Origin of the sequence: Bacillus sp. AY3-1, assembly GCF_008368785.1 — a bacterium.
In the GTDB taxonomy this organism is placed as follows: Bacteria; Bacillota; Bacilli; order Bacillales; family Bacillaceae_G; genus Bacillus_A; species Bacillus_A wiedmannii.
Window position 1 is genome coordinate 103,900 of the sequence record NZ_QORZ01000018.1, and the last position, 16,184, is coordinate 120,083.

The 16,184-nt window shown below is 33.9% G+C and carries 17 protein-coding genes and 1 pseudogene; 16 read left to right on the forward strand and 2 right to left on the reverse strand.

Features of this window, described 5'->3' with window-relative positions; genetic code table 11:
• The first annotated feature begins 300 nt into the window (after positions 1 to 300).
• Positions 301 to 888, forward strand: coding sequence for an SCO family protein (locus DN389_RS19435; protein WP_098190112.1), 588 nt, complete (start codon positions 301 to 303; stop codon positions 886 to 888).
• A 35-nt stretch (positions 889 to 923) separates the two neighbouring features.
• On the opposite strand, the gene DN389_RS19440 is transcribed toward DN389_RS19435, so the two are convergent.
• Positions 924 to 1,388, reverse strand: coding sequence for an Hsp20/alpha crystallin family protein (locus tag DN389_RS19440; protein WP_001288088.1), 465 nt, complete (start codon positions 1,386 to 1,388; stop codon positions 924 to 926).
• Between the two features lie 217 nt (positions 1,389 to 1,605).
• Here DN389_RS19440 and asnB point away from each other — a divergent pair, with 217 nt between their 5' ends.
• The 10 genes and pseudogenes from asnB (at position 1,606) to DN389_RS19490 (ending at position 10,129) form a co-directional block, all read left to right on the forward strand.
• Positions 1,606 to 3,507, forward strand: a complete 1,902-nt coding sequence (asnB, locus tag DN389_RS19445; RefSeq protein WP_000333826.1) for an asparagine synthase (glutamine-hydrolyzing) — start codon at positions 1,606 to 1,608, stop codon at positions 3,505 to 3,507.
• Positions 3,508 to 3,600: 93 nt separating this feature from the next.
• Positions 3,601 to 3,960, forward strand: a complete 360-nt coding sequence (locus tag DN389_RS19450; RefSeq protein ID WP_098802049.1) for a GNAT family N-acetyltransferase — start codon at positions 3,601 to 3,603, stop codon at positions 3,958 to 3,960.
• 51 nt (positions 3,961 to 4,011) lie between these two features.
• The gene (locus DN389_RS19455; protein WP_000200454.1) at positions 4,012 to 4,341 is read left to right on the forward strand and encodes a hypothetical protein; all 330 of its coding nucleotides are present in this window, start codon (positions 4,012 to 4,014) and stop codon (positions 4,339 to 4,341) included.
• Between the two features lie 105 nt (positions 4,342 to 4,446).
• Entirely contained in the window at positions 4,447 to 5,448 is a 1,002-nt protein-coding gene (locus DN389_RS19460; RefSeq protein WP_088092672.1) for an N-acetylmuramoyl-L-alanine amidase, read from the forward strand.
• A gap of 234 nt (positions 5,449 to 5,682) precedes the next feature.
• A complete protein-coding gene (locus DN389_RS19465; RefSeq protein WP_098190115.1) occupies positions 5,683 to 6,645 on the forward strand; it encodes an ABC transporter substrate-binding protein in 963 nt (320 codons plus the stop codon).
• A gap of 131 nt (positions 6,646 to 6,776) precedes the next feature.
• Positions 6,777 to 7,652: a D-amino-acid transaminase gene (dat, locus tag DN389_RS19470; protein WP_098190116.1), complete on the forward strand. Its 876-nt coding sequence runs from the start codon at positions 6,777 to 6,779 to the stop codon at positions 7,650 to 7,652.
• 98 nt (positions 7,653 to 7,750) lie between these two features.
• Positions 7,751 to 8,398, forward strand: coding sequence for a nitroreductase family protein (locus DN389_RS19475; protein WP_046955687.1), 648 nt, complete (start codon positions 7,751 to 7,753; stop codon positions 8,396 to 8,398).
• Positions 8,399 to 8,657: 259 nt separating this feature from the next.
• The gene (locus DN389_RS19480) at positions 8,658 to 9,146 is read left to right on the forward strand and encodes a putative periplasmic lipoprotein (protein ID WP_048541213.1); all 489 of its coding nucleotides are present in this window, start codon (positions 8,658 to 8,660) and stop codon (positions 9,144 to 9,146) included.
• Positions 9,147 to 9,211: 65 nt separating this feature from the next.
• Positions 9,212 to 9,466 (forward strand): annotated as a pseudogene (locus tag DN389_RS19485) (hypothetical protein).
• Between the two features lie 114 nt (positions 9,467 to 9,580).
• Positions 9,581 to 10,129: a cysteine hydrolase family protein gene (locus DN389_RS19490; protein ID WP_088122018.1), complete on the forward strand. Its 549-nt coding sequence runs from the start codon at positions 9,581 to 9,583 to the stop codon at positions 10,127 to 10,129.
• A 34-nt stretch (positions 10,130 to 10,163) separates the two neighbouring features.
• Here the strand turns inward: DN389_RS19490 and DN389_RS19495 are convergent, their stop codons facing one another.
• Positions 10,164 to 10,613, reverse strand: a complete 450-nt coding sequence (locus DN389_RS19495; RefSeq protein ID WP_088122019.1) for an NUDIX hydrolase — start codon at positions 10,611 to 10,613, stop codon at positions 10,164 to 10,166.
• Positions 10,614 to 10,867: 254 nt separating this feature from the next.
• On the opposite strand from DN389_RS19495, the gene DN389_RS19500 reads away from it, so the two are divergent.
• The 5 genes from DN389_RS19500 to adhP all read left to right on the forward strand — a co-directional run bounded on the left by DN389_RS19500 (position 10,868) and on the right by adhP (position 16,172).
• Positions 10,868 to 11,761: a mechanosensitive ion channel family protein gene (locus DN389_RS19500; protein ID WP_046955690.1), complete on the forward strand. Its 894-nt coding sequence runs from the start codon at positions 10,868 to 10,870 to the stop codon at positions 11,759 to 11,761.
• Between the two features lie 157 nt (positions 11,762 to 11,918).
• Positions 11,919 to 13,037, forward strand: coding sequence for a GAF domain-containing sensor histidine kinase (locus DN389_RS19505; protein ID WP_046959321.1), 1,119 nt, complete (start codon positions 11,919 to 11,921; stop codon positions 13,035 to 13,037).
• Positions 13,038 to 13,051: 14 nt separating this feature from the next.
• Positions 13,052 to 13,699 (forward strand): response regulator, encoded by a 648-nt coding sequence (locus tag DN389_RS19510; protein WP_149237487.1) that lies wholly within the window; start codon positions 13,052 to 13,054, stop codon positions 13,697 to 13,699.
• A gap of 192 nt (positions 13,700 to 13,891) precedes the next feature.
• The gene (locus DN389_RS19515; protein WP_088063262.1) at positions 13,892 to 14,746 is read left to right on the forward strand and encodes a MurR/RpiR family transcriptional regulator; all 855 of its coding nucleotides are present in this window, start codon (positions 13,892 to 13,894) and stop codon (positions 14,744 to 14,746) included.
• Positions 14,747 to 15,134: 388 nt separating this feature from the next.
• A complete protein-coding gene (gene adhP / locus DN389_RS19520; protein ID WP_088609141.1) occupies positions 15,135 to 16,172 on the forward strand; it encodes an alcohol dehydrogenase AdhP in 1,038 nt (345 codons plus the stop codon).
• Positions 16,173 to 16,184 lie beyond the last annotated feature (12 nt).

Below are 16,184 nucleotides of genomic sequence, written 5' to 3' on the forward strand. Positions count from 1 at the left end.
TGTACCGAAATGTTGTTAAGGAATACAGTGTATAACATGGATGAATGTTTAAGGGATTGTTAAAAAATAGGGGGATGCGTTTACAAAAGTAACAATAAAATTAGTTTTGCAACTTCTATTTAGAGAAATAATAGTAAAAAAATAAATTTTGTCTAGTAATTGGCTTGAAATAAAGAAGTAACATACGTAAATTCGTACGATTTCGTGAACAAATGTAGTAAACAATTTTCTCGTAGTGTTAACTTTTGTTATGATAAACATAACCTATTTAAATTTAGGATAGAGAAAAGAGGTTTATAAATGAAGCGTTATCAAAAAATAATTGGTCTTATGGTTGTATTTTGTCTCTTTGTACTTGCTGGATGTAGTGAATCGGGTTCAAAGCTTCGTAAACCATTGAATTGGGATTTAGAAACTTTCCAATTTACAAATCAAGATGGAAAGTCATTTGGTACAAAAGATTTAAAAGGGAAAGTTTGGGTTGCAGATTTTATGTTCACAAATTGCCAAACAGTTTGTCCGCCAATGACTGCTAATATGGCAAAACTGCAAAAGATGGCCAAAGAAGAGAAATTAGACGTTCAGTTTGTTTCGTTCAGTGTAGATCCAGACCTTGATAAGCCGGAGAATTTGAAGGCTTTCATTCAAAAGTTTACAGAGGATACTAGTAACTGGAATTTATTAACGGGTTATTCATTAGAAGATATTACAAAGTTTTCAAAAGATAATTTCCAATCACTTGTAGATAAACCTGAGGATGGTCAAGTTATACATGGTACATCATTTTATTTAATTGATCAAAACGGAAAAGTAATGAAAAAGTATAGTGGTATTAGTAATACGCCGTATGAAGACATTATACGTGATATGAAGAGACTAGTGGATTAAAAAGAAGGGTGCACAGCACCCTTCTTTTTTTTACATTAGTCTATGGATAAAATGTCATGCTGTTGTGGAAGTTTTGGTGCCCGAATTTCTAACACGCCGTTTTGATACGAAGCTTTCGCTGCTTTTTTATTAATTGAGTACGGTAATTTAATCAATCTTGATGCTTCTGAAATGGAACGTTCTCGGCGATAATAGTTATGAGATGTTTCTTCCTCGACCTCTTCAAGTATCTCTTCTTTTACAGAGACTTTTAAGTATTCACTTTGTATTTCAATTTGAATTTGTTCTTTTTGTATACCTGGTAGTTCAGCTGTAACAACGAGTTCTTCACCAACTTCATATAAATCTACGGGGAATGTTAATAAACGATTTCCTTTTTGGAAAAAATGATTTAAATCAGCGATTACATTGCGAAGTGGTGTTTGCTCGAAGAAATCATCAATTTGCTTTAAATAATTGCGAACCGGTGGGCGAGAAGAGTCTTTTTTTTCTTCACTCATGGTATTCCCTCCTAGAAATCAATTTGCAATATCATATGACAAAAGCGGAGAAAGGTGATTGCCTAGTTTTCATGTTTTCATAAAAAATTGTTAAAAATGTGAAATGGAGTGATTTTTTTATAGTTTTTGGTCGCCATATTCAATTGATTATGCTAGTATAAATAGGGTTGATATAGTAGTATATAGACAGAATGAAAACTGAAAGAGGGTAAGAAGTATGTGTGGTTTTGTAGGATGTTTATGTGAAAACCCTAGAGAGTTTTCAGAAACAGAAAAACATCAATTTGAAAATATGAACACGATGATTTTCCACCGCGGTCCAGATGACGAAGGATATTTTCGTGATGAACATGTACAATTTGGCTTCCGCCGTTTAAGCATCATTGACTTAGAGGCAGGACATCAGCCGCTAACTTATGAAAATGATCGATATGTAATTATTTTTAATGGTGAAATTTACAACTATGTAGAATTACGTGAAATGTTACTTGAAAAAGGTGCAACGTTTGCAACACAATCTGATACAGAAGTTATCATTGCATTGTATGCACATATGAAAGAAAAATGTGTAGACTATCTTCGTGGTATGTTTGCATTTATGATTTGGGATCGTGAAGAGAAGAAACTTTTCGGTGCACGTGACCACTTCGGTATTAAACCTTTATACGTCGCACAACAAGGTGATACTACATTCTTCGCATCTGAGAAGAAAAGTATTATGCATGTGATGGAAGATAAAGGCGTTAATCCAACGTCACTACAACATTACTTTACGTACCAATATGGTCCAGAGCCAGAAACATTAACAATTGATGTTAATAAAATCGAGCCTGGTCATTATTTCGTAAAAGAAATCGGTAAAGAGATGGAAATCCATCGCTACTGGAAACCTTATTTCAATGCTTCAAGCGCAACGAAAGAGGAGCATATCCAAGCAATTCGTGATGTGTTATATGATTCAGTAAAAGTGCATATGCGCAGTGATGTACCAGTAGGTTCATTCTTATCTGGTGGTATTGATTCATCTATTATCGCTTCTATCGCAAGAGAAATGAATCCAAATCTTTTAACATTCTCTATTGGTTTTGAACAACGTGGTTTCAGTGAAGTTGATGTTGCAAAAGAAACTGCTGAGAAATTAGGCGTTAAAAACCATAACGTATTCATTTCAGCGAAAGAGTTTATGGATGAGTTCCCAAAAATCATTTGGCATATGGATGATCCTTTAGCAGATCCAGCAGCTGTACCATTGTACTTCGTTGCAAAAGAAGCACGTAAGCATGTAACAGTTGTTCTTTCAGGTGAAGGTGCAGACGAGCTATTTGGTGGTTATAACATTTATCGTGAGCCAAACTCACTAAAAATGTTCTCTTACATTCCTAGCCCAGGTAAGAGCGTTCTAAAAGCATTAAGTGGTGCTCTTAAAGAAGGCTTTAAAGGAAAGAGCTTCCTAGAGCGTGGATGTACGCCAATTGAAGAGCGTTACTATGGAAACGCGAAAATCTTCCGTGAAGAAGAGAAAGTTGAATTAATGAAGTATTACAATGAAAGTGTTAACTATATGGATATTACGAAACCATTGTATAACGAAATTAAAGATTATGATGATGTAAGCAAAATGCAGTACATTGACATGTTCACATGGTTACGCGGTGACATTTTATTAAAAGCTGATAAAATGACAATGGCAAACTCATTAGAACTTCGTGTACCGTTCTTAGATAAAGAAGTGTTCGATGTTGCATCTAAAATTCCAACTGAATTTAAGATTGCTAACGGAACTACGAAAGCTATTTTACGTGAAGCAGCACGCGGAATCGTTCCAGATCACGTATTAGATCGTAAAAAACTTGGATTCCCAGTACCAATTCGTCACTGGTTAAAAGACGAAATGCATGATTGGGCTATCAATATTATAAACGAGAGTAAAACAGAGCATTTAATCGACAAACAGTACGTATTAAACTTACTGGAAGCACATTGTGCAGATAAAGGCGATTATAGCCGTAAAATTTGGACTGTACTTGCGTTTATGGTATGGCACCAAATTTATGTTGAGCATAAATACGATACGAATAAGTTCCACGAAGAAACGAAACGTGCGTATAGCTTAGTTTAATTAGAAAAACCTTAAGATCGCATATGATCTTAAGGTTTTTTTCATAAATAGAACGAATTATTGATACAATAATAGTAAAAGGATGGACAACATATGATTACGTTTGAAAAAGTAACTGTAGATAATGAAAGCGTTGTTAAAGAAATGTTTCGCTCGCATAATGTAAGTGAGAAACAGGTGCAGTATTGCGTAAAAGTTGATGATACATATATTGGTGTAATAGATTACAGTGTTCAAGAAGAGAGTATAGTTTTATCTCAATTAATAATTCATTTTGATTATCAAAGTTACGGATATGGAACAAATACGTATTTTACATTTGAAGAGATGATGAAACAAAGAGGTGTGAAAGAGATAAAAGTGTTACAAAAGGAATTAACAGAACAAGCAAAAACTTTCATAGAGAGCTTTGGCTTTAATGAAGAAGATGGAACATACGTGAAGAAAATATAACGATGATTAGTAATGTGCTAAAATAAATATAAGGCAGGTGGATACATGATAATGACTTCTGGTCTTGTATTAATTGGAGGATGTTTTATTTTGGCAGAACTAAGCCATAAGTTCATTCGGAAAAGAGCTAGTAAGAAAAGAAAGCCGTACGAATTACAATATGTACCTGTGTTTTTTATTTTGTTTTGCATGCTTGTTACAGTACAAAATATTACTAATTTCCCGCCACTTTTGAACATTTTTTTAAAGTTCGGTTTGTTATACAGCGGTGTTGGAATGGGTCTTTTATTTATTTTATTTTGCATACGTTATATTCACTATCAATCGTATATATTTATTTTAAATTGGTTAAAGCAAGATGATAGAAACCGCCTTACATAAGGTGGTTTTTTATTTGTAATTGTAACAGAACTTGTACATTTTACATAAAATAGGACGAGTAGCAATGTAAACCTATTACACGAAAGAAAGGAACGAGACAGTAATATGAAACTTGTAATAGACGCAGGTCACGGTGGATATGATTCTGGTGCTGTTGGTAATGGTTTAGTAGAAAAAAACTTAACACTTCAAATAGCGAGACGTGTGCGAGACATTCTATCTGCAAACTACCCAATTACTATTAAAATGACACGTGATAGTGATGTATTTATCTCTTTATCAGAACGTGCTAATATCGCTAATTCTTTTGGAGCAGATTACTTTATCTCATTTCATATAAATAGTGGCGGTGGAACTGGATTTGAAAGTTATATTTATAATGGGTTATCTAACAGTAGCTCCGCATATGCAAAGCAACAAAAAATTCATGCAGCAGTCAATCCTGTATTAACAAAATACGGCCTTCGTGACCGAGGGGCAAAAAAAGCAAATTATGCAGTACTAAGAGAGACTGCAATGGATGCAATTTTAACTGAGACTGCTTTTATTGATACAACGTTTGATGCAAATTTATTGAAAAATCCACAATTTATTGAAAATCTATGTCAAGCATATGCAAACGGAATAGCAGCTATTTTTGGAGTAGCTCCGAATCCGAATCCTCCAAATCCACAACCTCCAAACCCTCAGCCAACACCACAAACGAAGGGAGTTGCTTATATACTTGGGAAAAATGTAAATTTAAGAAGTGGCCCATCAACATCTTCTTCAGTAATTCGCCAATTAAACTCTCCAGAATCGTATGTCGTATATCAAGAAAGTAACGGATGGTTAGACTTAGGTAACGGACAGTGGGTGTATTATGACCCGTCTTACATTAATTTTGTAAAGACGAGCAATAGTGATGGTAGCGCAATCGGTGTCGCATATATACAAGGAACGAATGTGAATTTAAGAAGTGGTCCATCAACATCTTCTTCAGTAATTCGTAAATTAAATAAACCAGAATCTTATTTAGTATTTATTAATCAAAACAGTTGGTTGAACCTTGGTGGAAATCAGTGGGTGTATAATGATCCATCATATATTAAATATAATCAATATTAGGAAATAAATTTATAATGTAATATGAATGCGTATCTATATATAACATAGATACGCATTTTAAGAACGGCCATTATTTACATACTTATACAGATAGTTTCAAAAAGAAACATTTGAATAACGGATAGAATCTAAATAGTATATATTAAAAAAGTTCTCTGATATACATTGACAATGTATGTAATATACATTAACCTTTAATTGTTAATGATAATCGATTTCATCTAGGGAGGACATATGGTACATACTAAAAAAATGTTTATGTTCTGCATTATGATACTTATGGTTATAATCGCAGGGTGTAGTAAAGAAGAAAAAAAAGAAAATGATCCATCAGCTAAAGCGAAAGATTCTTATACTGTAAAGCATGCAATGGGCGAAACGACAGTAAATGGTACACCAAAAAGAGTTGTTGTTTTAACGAATGAGGGTGCTGAGGCACTTTTAACTGTTGGAGTAACGCCAGTTGGAACGACAAAACCACGAGCTGGGGATGAATGGTATCCTCATTTAGCGAATGAGTTGAAAGATACGAAAGTAGTAGGAACTGAGCGTGACATTAATTTAGAGGCAGTAATGAAGCTTCAGCCGGATTTAATTATTGGAAATAAAATGCGTCACGAAAAAATATACGAGCAGTTAAAAGAAATCGCGCCAACAGTATATGCTGAAACATTGCGCGGTGATTGGAAAGAAAACTTTACGCTTTATACAAAAGCTGTAAATAAAGAAAAAGAAGGGCAAAATGCTCTTAATGATTATAAAAAGCGTATTGCAGGAATAAAAGAACAATTAGGTGATAAAATTAACTCTAAAGTTTCAATTATTCGCTTCGTCCCAGGTGATGTTCGTATTTATCAAAAAAATTCATTCTCAGGCGTTGTATTAAATGATATTGGATTTAAACGACCACCACTACAAGATAAAGATGAATTTGCGATAAAAGGAATTACAAAAGAACAAATTCCAAATATGGACGGGGACTACTTATTCTATTTCACATCTGATAAAGATGCGGATAAGAATAATGAAGGAAACACGTTAGCGAAAGAATGGACAGAAGATCCGCTCTTTAAGCAGTTACAGGCTTCTAAAGATAATAAAGTATTCGAAGTAGATGAAGTGATTTGGAATACAGCAGGTGGTATTGTAGCTGCAAACCTTATGTTAGATGATATTGAAAAATATTTTTTAAAGTAAATGAATGGTCGAGTACATCACCTTAAATGGGTGATGTACTTTTTTACTTGTAAAAATACAGAAAATTCCTTCTTTTGAGTGTGAATAAGTTGTACAATTAAATTAATTATGGAATAAAGGAGTGGGAATGAATGAAAGCTACTCATAAAGATTGGATTTTGTTTAACGGAAGAATTGTAAATACGAAGGAAGAACAGCCGATGATTCCATTAGAGGAGAGAGGCTTTCAATTTGGTGATGGTATATACGAGGTACTCAGACTATATGATGGGAAGCCACATTTATTAGATCTACATTTGGAACGATTCTTTAATTCTATGGAAGAAATAAAACTAATTCCACCTTTTACTAAGGAGGAGTTAGTGGTAGAGTTGCATCAAATGATTGAAAAAAATCAATTTCAAGAAGATGGGAATGTATATTTGCAAATATCAAGAGGTGCTCAAGCGCGTAATCATGTATATGAGTCAAATATGCAACCAACATATTTTGCAAATATTGTTTCGTTTCCAAGACCAATTGCTGCTATGGAACTGGGAATAAAAGTTACGGTAGAAGAGGATATACGGTGGAAGTTTTGTCATATAAAATCTTTAAATCTGCTACCTAATATTATGATTAAAAATAAAATAAACGAACAAGGCTATCAAGAAGCGATATTAGTACGAGATGGAATTGTAACTGAAGGGTGTCATTCAAATTTCTTTATGGTGAAGAATAATAAATTGATTACACATCCGGCTGACAACTTCATTCTACACGGCATTACACGTCACTTCGTTATTACATTAGCGAAAGAGTTACATATTGAAGTAGAAGAACGAGAATTTTCACTACAAGAAGTATATGAGGCTGATGAGTGCTTCTTTACAGCGACACCACTTGAAATATTCCCAGTCGTTCAAATAGGTGATGAACAGTTTAGAACCGGCGAAAGAGGACCAATTACAAAGAAACTCCAAGTTGCATATGAAGAAAGTATTCGTTTGTTTAAAGTTACGAACTAATATTGAAGAAAAAAGCTGGTATTCCTCCAGCTTTTTTTCATGATATAATTCAAACATAGGACAAGATTTGAAAACGTTGTAAAAAGGGGATTTAATGTATGAATTATGAAGATTTTAAAGAAGTAATTCACGGTAGACGAAGTGTTAGGAAGTTCACAGAACAAGAAGTATCCATTAGTGACATAAAAGAAATTATTGATTGTGCTCGTTATGCGCCGAGTGATACGAACTCACAAACTTGGGAGTTCTTGGTCATTATGAACCGAGAGAAAATTAAAGAAATTGAGCAAATGACTTGGGATGCATTACATAAACTTGCGGCAAAAGCGGCAGAAAACGGAGAAGAGAAAGCAGGGAAATTACTTACCCGTTCATTTGGACCATATGCAACAGCTTTCTCAGAGGCACCTGTATTAATCGTGTGTTTGGCAACACCATATGAATCAAAATTTCGTGAAAAGATATTTGATCCAATTGCTTTTGTTCCAGATTCAGTTTGGGAAGAAGAAGGAATTAAGAGTAGCTGTTTAGCGGCACAAAATTTAATGCTGGCTGCACATGCGAAGGGGCTTGGTACTTGTCCAATGACAGGACCGGTATTGTTAGCTCAAGATGAACTACGACAATATTTACAAATTGAGTCTGAAAAACAAATAAATATGGTTATTTCACTCGGTTTTCCGAAAGATAAGCCGAAGAAACTTCCAAGAAAAGAAGTAGATGAGATTACAACATTTGTTTTTTAAAGCTTAAAATAAAAAGACATTGAATGAACAATGTCTTTTTATTTTGGACAGGTATGTAATTAATTTGTTGGGCTAAAATGATAGATAAGAGGGAATTACCATTTATTTCATAAAAAAAATTAATGTTCTATTAAGGAAAGTATGATACATTAATCGTGAGCAATATTCTATTTGTTCATGAAAGTGTTGAAAATAGTCTTAAAATTTAAAAGTTATTTTTGTATAATAAATTATATTGAAATGACAGGGGGGATGAATTTTGAAAAAATTCATAATCACTGGATTGTCTGTATTGTTATTAGCCGGTTGCGGTGCTCCACAAGAAAAAGAGGATGCGCAATCAAAGCAGGAAGAACGAGTTGTAAATGCAAGTAATGAGAATATAGTAGTATTCCCTGAAGGTGCAGTACCAGTTGGTGAAGGAAAAGTAAAAGTTATTACACCAGATGGTACTTCTGAAAACGGCAATATACCAACTGTATTCATCAAAAAGGATACTTTAATTCAACATGTTGAATTAGAGCTTTCTAATTTTCAAAATGATAAAGAAACATTTATATTTGTAGATCAAGTATATGCAGATAAACATCAAGTCACTAGTACAACACAGACAACAGTACAATTAAAAGAAAAGACACTTGAGACAGGTAGTCATACGATTACTGCAGTTCAGTATGAAAACAATGATCCAAAAGGAAAGGTTATTAGTTTAAATCAAGCAACATTCGAAACAAAACCAGCGTCATAAGAAGAATAAAAAGTACATTACTCAAAAAGTAGTGTGCTTTTTTGTTTATACTAGAGGATGTAACAGTGAATAACTTGTTTCGTTTTCTAATACGATTAAGTAGGAAGAAATCACTTGTTTCTACTATGATAGAGAAAGAGGCTGAAGATGTGAATCGGTGTATTCGTATCGTCTTGATTATTTTGACGATGTCAGTCATTTGGTTTATGATCCAAGAGGTGACTCAAATTACGCTCAATTAACAAATTCATGATTTGTTAATAGGAGCTATTTGTTTTACCATTGTTTATCTATCATATGATAAACTCAGATTAAGGTAAGTTTTACATGAAAAATGTAGGTATTTCATTTGAAATGTCGAATAGTACATACGATGTCGTAATAACAAATTTTCTATTGTTTACTGTGAAACAGAAGAAGGGGAGATAGTAGTTATGAAACGAGCTCTTATTAATATTGATTATACATATGATTTTGTAGCTGAAAAAGGTGCTTTAACATGCGGGAAACCAGGACAAGAAATTGAGAAGGAAATTGTCCATATAACGAAGCAATATATTGAAAATGGAGATTACGTGGTCTTTGCGATTGATAAACATGAAGAAAACGATGTATACCATCCAGAATCAAAGTTATTCCCGCCTCATAATATAGCTGGTACAAATGGAAGAGATCTGTTTGGTGAATTACAAGAAGTGTACGAAACATATAAAAATGCAGAGAATGTATATTATATGGATAAAACACGATATAGTGCATTTGCAGGAACAGACTTAGAGATGAAGTTACGAGAAAGAGGAATAGAAGAAGTTCATCTTGTAGGTGTTTGTACTGATATTTGTGTTCTTCACACAGCAGTAGACGCTTATAATAAAGGATTTAAAATTGTAGTTTATGAAAAGGCTGTTGCATCTTTTAATGCGCAAGGACATGAATTTGCACTTGGACATTTTAAGTCATGCTTACATGCAGAAGTGAAGTGAAAAAAGAGGCCTTTAAAAAGGTCTCTTTTTTCGTTTAAATTGAGACGAGGTTTCGCTCGATTAGTTTTTTTATGAACGGACTAATTTTTTCTGGTAACCCATTTAAGTCAAAAAATTGTACATGTAATGATTCTAATCCATCAGCTTTTAACGTACCACCTGTAATATCTTTGCAAAGATATGCGATTGTTATAGGGTAAAATTCATCTCCGTTCGGTAATTTCACAAAAAATTCTTTTCCGGAAAATACGCTTATTAACTGTAAAGAGCCTATTTCAATCCCTGTTTCTTCAAGCACTTCCCGTCTTCCGGCTTCTTCCGTTGATTCACCAAGTTCAACAAATCCACCGGGAACACCCCAAACACCATTTCGCCTTTGTTGTAGTAATATTTGTCCTTGTTCATTGAAAATAGCTACAGCAACGCCAGCTAGATTGAGTGGTCTTGATCCAATAACTTCTCTTAGTTCTTCGATATAGCCCATTGTTAGTTAACCTCCGCGAGTCAAAATATTTTCAAATGAACAATTCGGCGTTGTGTTAATATTCCCCTTTTTGTTTAGGTAAGTATTGAGGTCTTAACATAAAGTCATTTATAAAAAATTCTATTGTTATCTCCCTTTAGATAATAAAAAAGGGTATATTTATAGAAGAAAGTGTAACAAGTTTTAAGGAAATCAAAAGGTATGACAATAAATTAGTTTTTCATGAAATTTTCATTAGTTAAGGGTGTGGATGGATGAGTTTATTAACGTATACTGAAGAATTTTTTAATTATGTAAGAGAGTTTTTACTTTTAAGATTTTTACTATTTGCTTTAGTACTAATCATTATCTCTTTTGTAATTAACCGCATTATTGATTGGTTTTTTAGGAAATCAAGCTTTTTTGATGAAGAGGTAGAGCAAACGATTCAAAGTGTGATTCGATCTATTTTTAGATATATCATCATCATCAGTCTAATCATATATTTAATTAGCCAATTTGTAGATATAAAAAGTATCATTGCAGGTGCAGGGATAGCGGGTGTTGTTATCGGTTTTGCTGCACAACAGATGTTAAAAGATGTTATATTAGGCTTTGCGAGATTAGCGGACAAAGAGTTTCGTGTTGGCGATTTTGTTACTTTTAACGGAACAAATTCAGGAACGATTGAGGAAATTAGTATTCGTTTTATGCAAATTCGTGAATGGTCAGGAAAACTTCTTACGATACCACACGGAGAGATTAGGACGATACAAAATTTTAATAAAGGATGGATGCGCGTAATTGAACGGATTACGGTAAGTTATCAGGAAGATCCTACAAGAGTTAAGGAATTGTTAGAAGAAGTTTGTGTTAATTGTAATGAAAAATTGGCTTCGAGTCTTTATAAAGTAGAGGATGAAGCTGTTGAACCGTTTAAATATGTTGGTGTCACAGATTTAAACCCGAATCTTAAATATGTTGGATATGAATTTTGTATTACAGGTTTAATAAAGCCAGAAGATTATTTTGAAATTTCTAGACAAGTAAGATTTGAATTAATGTCTATGTTCCATAAGAATCAAGTGCAAATGCCATCAGCAAATATGTTCATTACTACTGAAAGTATACAGCATGCCCATGGTGGACAATCTGTATCGGACAGCTAAAATAGAATAGTTTGTTAACAAAAATCTAGCTTCCAACATTGGATAGAAAAACAATAATAAAGTGATTAATATAAAGAAAGAACTGAAGGAATTCAGTTCTTTCTTATTTGTAGAATTTAGAAATTTCTTAATGTTATAATGATAGATGGTGATGAAGATGAACTTTGAAGAAAAAGAGATGCATCGTTTAGAAGCATTAAAAGCAATTGCAGAATTATTAAATGAAGCAACAGACTTACAAGTCATGTTAGAAAAAGTGTTACATACATTGTTACAAGTTATGAATTTACAAACAGGGTGGATATTCTTTATCGATGAAAGTGGAAAGCACCGTATGCTTGTAGATGAAAACTTACCACCGGCTCTTACATGGCAAGAGAAGAAGCCGATGTGTGAAGGAGATTGCTGGTGTGTAGAGCGTTTTGTGAATGGGAGATTAGAAAAAGCAACAAATATTATTGAATGTAAGCGGATAGAGGATGCGATTGAATGTAATTGGGGAGAGACCGAAGATGTTACGCATCATGCGACAATTCCCCTTAGGTCTGGATCGGAGAAGTTTGGTCTATTAAATGTGGCCTCACCTCAAAAAACACATTTTTCAGAGGAAGAATTAGCATTACTAGAATCAATTGCATTTCAAATAGGAACGACAATACAACGTATTCAGTTAGTAGAGAAAGAACGTAAATACGTAGTGGTAGCTGAAAGAAATCGACTTGCACGTGATTTACATGATTCAGTAAAACAATTGTTATTTTCTATTATGCTAACAGCAAAAGGTACTTTAAATATGACGCAAGATAGAGACTTGCAAGAGATGTTGAGCTATATTGGAGAATTATCACAGGAAGCATTACAAGAAATGACACTTTTAATTTGGCAATTAAGACCGGAAGGATTAGAGAAAGGTTTAGCAGAAGCAATTAAAAATTACGGAAAGTTGTTAGGGATCCACGTGGAAGTTCGAATTGATGGTATGGTTTCAATTGGAGATGAAATAGAAGAAGTTTTATGGCGTATTAGTCAAGAAGCAATACATAATTGTAAAAAACATGCTTCATGTGAAAAGGTAAATGTTCTTTTAAAAATAGAAAATAGCCAGTTGTATTTTTACATAGAGGATAACGGAATAGGATTTATACAAGATCACGTAAGAGAGTCAGCGCTCGGTTTAAAAAGTATGAAGGAACGTATTCAGTTAATGAGGGGATCATTTCAAATAAAAACTGAGCTGAAAAAGGGTACAAAAATTGAAATTCAATTGCCGGTTTAAAGGGGAGAAGAAGATTGAAGATTAAATTACTACTAGTTGAGGATCATCATATCGTTCGAAGAGGACTTGTATTCTTTTTAAAAACGAGAGAAGAATTTGAAATGGTTGGGGAAGCAGAAAATGGTGAAGAGGCATTAACATTCATTCAAACGGAAAGACCAGATGTAGTATTGATGGATCTATCAATGCCGAAGATGGATGGTATAGAAGCAACAAAACGGATAAAACAATATGATGAAACAATAAAGATACTTATATTAAGCAGTTTTTCAGAGCAAGATTATGTTTTACCAGCACTGGAAGCTGGAGCAGATGGTTATCAATTAAAAGAAGTACAACCAGAGCAACTTGTTGCTTCTATCATTGCAGTACATGAAGGAAATGCGAATTTTCATCCGAAAGTAACACCAGCACTATTCGGACGATCAGCAGTTAAGAAAGAAAAAGAGAACCCTTTTTCCATGTTAACAAAAAGAGAGCAAGAAGTACTTCGTGAAATTGCGAAAGGGCGAAGTAATAAAGAAATTGCAGCAGAGCTTCATATTACAGAACAGACTGTGAAAACACACGTTTCAAATGTTTTAGCTAAATTGGAAGTAGATGATCGTACGCAAGCTGCATTATATGCGGTGAAGCACGGGGGAAATAATAAGTATGAATAATTATGTCCCATGTTACGACAGAATACATAGGAGTATTTAAAATTTATCCCGCTATTTGCGGGCTTATAATTAGTGGGAGATGTACAATACTCTCACTGATTAAAGTTTCAATTTATAGTAGTGCTAAATAAAGGTTTTTCTTCTTTCTATAATTAGGTACAATAAAACTACGATGGAAGGGGAAGATATGCTATGCCAGGTACAAGAAGTGGGATTGGAAAGATTCAGGCTTCGTTAAATGGTTTATCACCGAAATTGCGAAGTATTGCCGAACATATATTGAAACATCCACAAGATGTTGTACATAAATCTATTACAGAATTAGCTGAAGTTACGAATAGTTCTGAAGCTACGATATTCCGCTTATGTAAGCACCTCGGTTTTCAAGGGTTTCAAGATTTAAAGATTACATTAGCTCGTGAAATTGTACATACTCCTATGCAAAATATTCATGAAGAAGTATCGGCAGAAGATAGTATGGTAACTGTTGCTAAAAAAGTTTTTCATTCGCATATTACAGGACTGCAAGATACATTGCATTTGTTAAATGATACAGCGCTAGAGCAAGCCGTAAAGGTATTGCAAGATGCAAGTCGTATTGAGTTTTATGGAAATGGTGGTTCTGGTATTATAGCGATGGATGCATATCATAAATTTATGAGAACGGGTATTTCTTGTATTGCTCATACAGATTCACATTTTCAAATTATGGGTGCGGGTTTACTTACTAAAGAAGCAGTGGTAATTGCAATTTCTCATTCTGGTAGCAATAAAGGGTTACTGGAAGCGTTAGAAGTAGCAAAAGCAAGAGGAGCTCGCATTATTGCAATTACGAGCTATCAGAAATCAGCATTAAGTCAACTTGCTAATATTACATTATATACTTCAACACGTGAGACGGAATTCCGTACAGAAGCAAGTTCATCAAGATTAGCACAGTTAAGTTTGTTAGATACTTTATACGTTGGGTTATCGTTACAACGCCAAGAAGAGACATTGCAAAATTTACAAAGTATACGTGAAACAATTTCGATGAAACGAATATAAAAAGTCCTTCAGTTGAAGGGCTTTTTATATTGGTCAATAGTTTGATGATATATAATCTAGGTTTACTCGTTATAATCTTTTTTGAAAATATGATGATAATAATTTCCTATATTAAAAAATCTTTATTTATTACTTCGCATCTTGAATTCTAATAAACGATACATAGATGAAATCTCAGTTTTCCCTTCAAATATAGTAAGAAAACATTTGGTTAATAATTCAAATATTGTTCAATATTTAACAATAAGCTTTTAAAATTACATGTTATGATGAACGTGTAATGATGATTGAACATTTAAATTTGGTGCAATAATTGGCCGAAACAGTGCAGGTAGAAGTTGTGAGATGAACTCATTAAAATTCTAAAACACTAAAGGGGAGATCACATATGAAAGCAGTAGTAGTAAATAAAAATAGTAAAGCAAACATTGAAGTTATTGAAAAGGAATTGCGTCCGTTACACTCAGGTGAAGCGCTAGTGGATGTAGAGTATTGTGGAGTTTGTCATACTGATTTACACGTTGCAAATCATGATTTTGGAAATACAGATGGCCGTATTCTTGGTCATGAGGGTGTAGGTATTGTTACGAAAATTGCTGATGATGTAACTTCACTAAAGGTAGGTGACCGTGTAAGTATTGCATGGATGTTCCAATCTTGTGGACGTTGTGAATATTGCATAACTGGTAGAGAAACATTTTGCCGTGAAGTTAAGAATGCTGGTTATTCAGTAGATGGTGGTATGGCAGAACAATGTATTGTTACAGCTGATTATGCTGTGAAAGTACCAGAAGGATTAGATCCTGCTCAAGCATCATCAATCACATGTGCGGGCGTAACTACATATAAAGCAATAAAAGTATCAGACATTAAACCTGGTCAACCTATCGTCATCTATGGGTGTGGTGGATTAGGTAACCTAGCTATCCAATATGCTAAAAACGTATTTGGTGCAAAGGTAATTGCAGTAGATATTAATGACGATAAATTAGCGTTAGCAAAAGAGGTTGGTGCGGATATGACTATCAATCCAATTTCTCAAGGTCCTGCTGATAAGATTGTTCAAGATGAGTTTGGTGGTGCTTATGCTGCTGTAGTAACAGCCGTTTCTAAAGTAGCGTTCAATTCAGCAGTTGATGCAGTACGTGCTTGTGGTAAAGTCGTTGCAGTAGGTTTACCAGTAGAAACTATGGATTTAAACATTCCGCGACTTGTACTAGATGGAATTGAAGTAGTTGGTTCTCTAGTCGGTACTCGTAAAGACTTAGAAGAGGCATTCATGTTCGGTGCAGAAGGAAAAGTAGTGCCGGTTGTTCAAACTTGTTCTCTAGATAAAGTACAAAATGTATTCGAAGAAATGGAACAAGGTAGAATTCAAGGGCGTATGGTAATCGATTTTAAACAGCATAATTGTGATTGCAAATAATTCATTTTAAAT

Bases quoted from the DNA above. Each gene is read 5' to 3' on its own strand.
- DN389_RS19435 (WP_098190112.1), top strand. From the start codon at position 301: ATGAAGCGTTATCAAAAAATAATTGGTCTTATGGTTGTATTTTGTCTC.
- DN389_RS19440 (WP_001288088.1), bottom strand. From the start codon at position 1,388: ATGAGTGAAGAAAAAAAAGACTCTTCTCGCCCACCGGTTCGCAATTAT.
- asnB (WP_000333826.1), top strand. From the start codon at position 1,606: ATGTGTGGTTTTGTAGGATGTTTATGTGAAAACCCTAGAGAGTTTTCA.
- DN389_RS19450 (WP_098802049.1), top strand. From the start codon at position 3,601: ATGATTACGTTTGAAAAAGTAACTGTAGATAATGAAAGCGTTGTTAAA.
- DN389_RS19455 (WP_000200454.1), top strand. From the start codon at position 4,012: ATGACTTCTGGTCTTGTATTAATTGGAGGATGTTTTATTTTGGCAGAA.
- DN389_RS19460 (WP_088092672.1), top strand. From the start codon at position 4,447: ATGAAACTTGTAATAGACGCAGGTCACGGTGGATATGATTCTGGTGCT.
- DN389_RS19465 (WP_098190115.1), top strand. From the start codon at position 5,683: ATGGTACATACTAAAAAAATGTTTATGTTCTGCATTATGATACTTATG.
- dat (WP_098190116.1), top strand. From the start codon at position 6,777: ATGAAAGCTACTCATAAAGATTGGATTTTGTTTAACGGAAGAATTGTA.
- DN389_RS19475 (WP_046955687.1), top strand. From the start codon at position 7,751: ATGAATTATGAAGATTTTAAAGAAGTAATTCACGGTAGACGAAGTGTT.
- DN389_RS19490 (WP_088122018.1), top strand. From the start codon at position 9,581: ATGAAACGAGCTCTTATTAATATTGATTATACATATGATTTTGTAGCT.
- DN389_RS19495 (WP_088122019.1), bottom strand. From the start codon at position 10,613: ATGGGCTATATCGAAGAACTAAGAGAAGTTATTGGATCAAGACCACTC.
- DN389_RS19500 (WP_046955690.1), top strand. From the start codon at position 10,868: ATGAGTTTATTAACGTATACTGAAGAATTTTTTAATTATGTAAGAGAG.
- DN389_RS19505 (WP_046959321.1), top strand. From the start codon at position 11,919: ATGAACTTTGAAGAAAAAGAGATGCATCGTTTAGAAGCATTAAAAGCA.
- DN389_RS19515 (WP_088063262.1), top strand. From the start codon at position 13,892: ATGCCAGGTACAAGAAGTGGGATTGGAAAGATTCAGGCTTCGTTAAAT.
- adhP (WP_088609141.1), top strand. From the start codon at position 15,135: ATGAAAGCAGTAGTAGTAAATAAAAATAGTAAAGCAAACATTGAAGTT.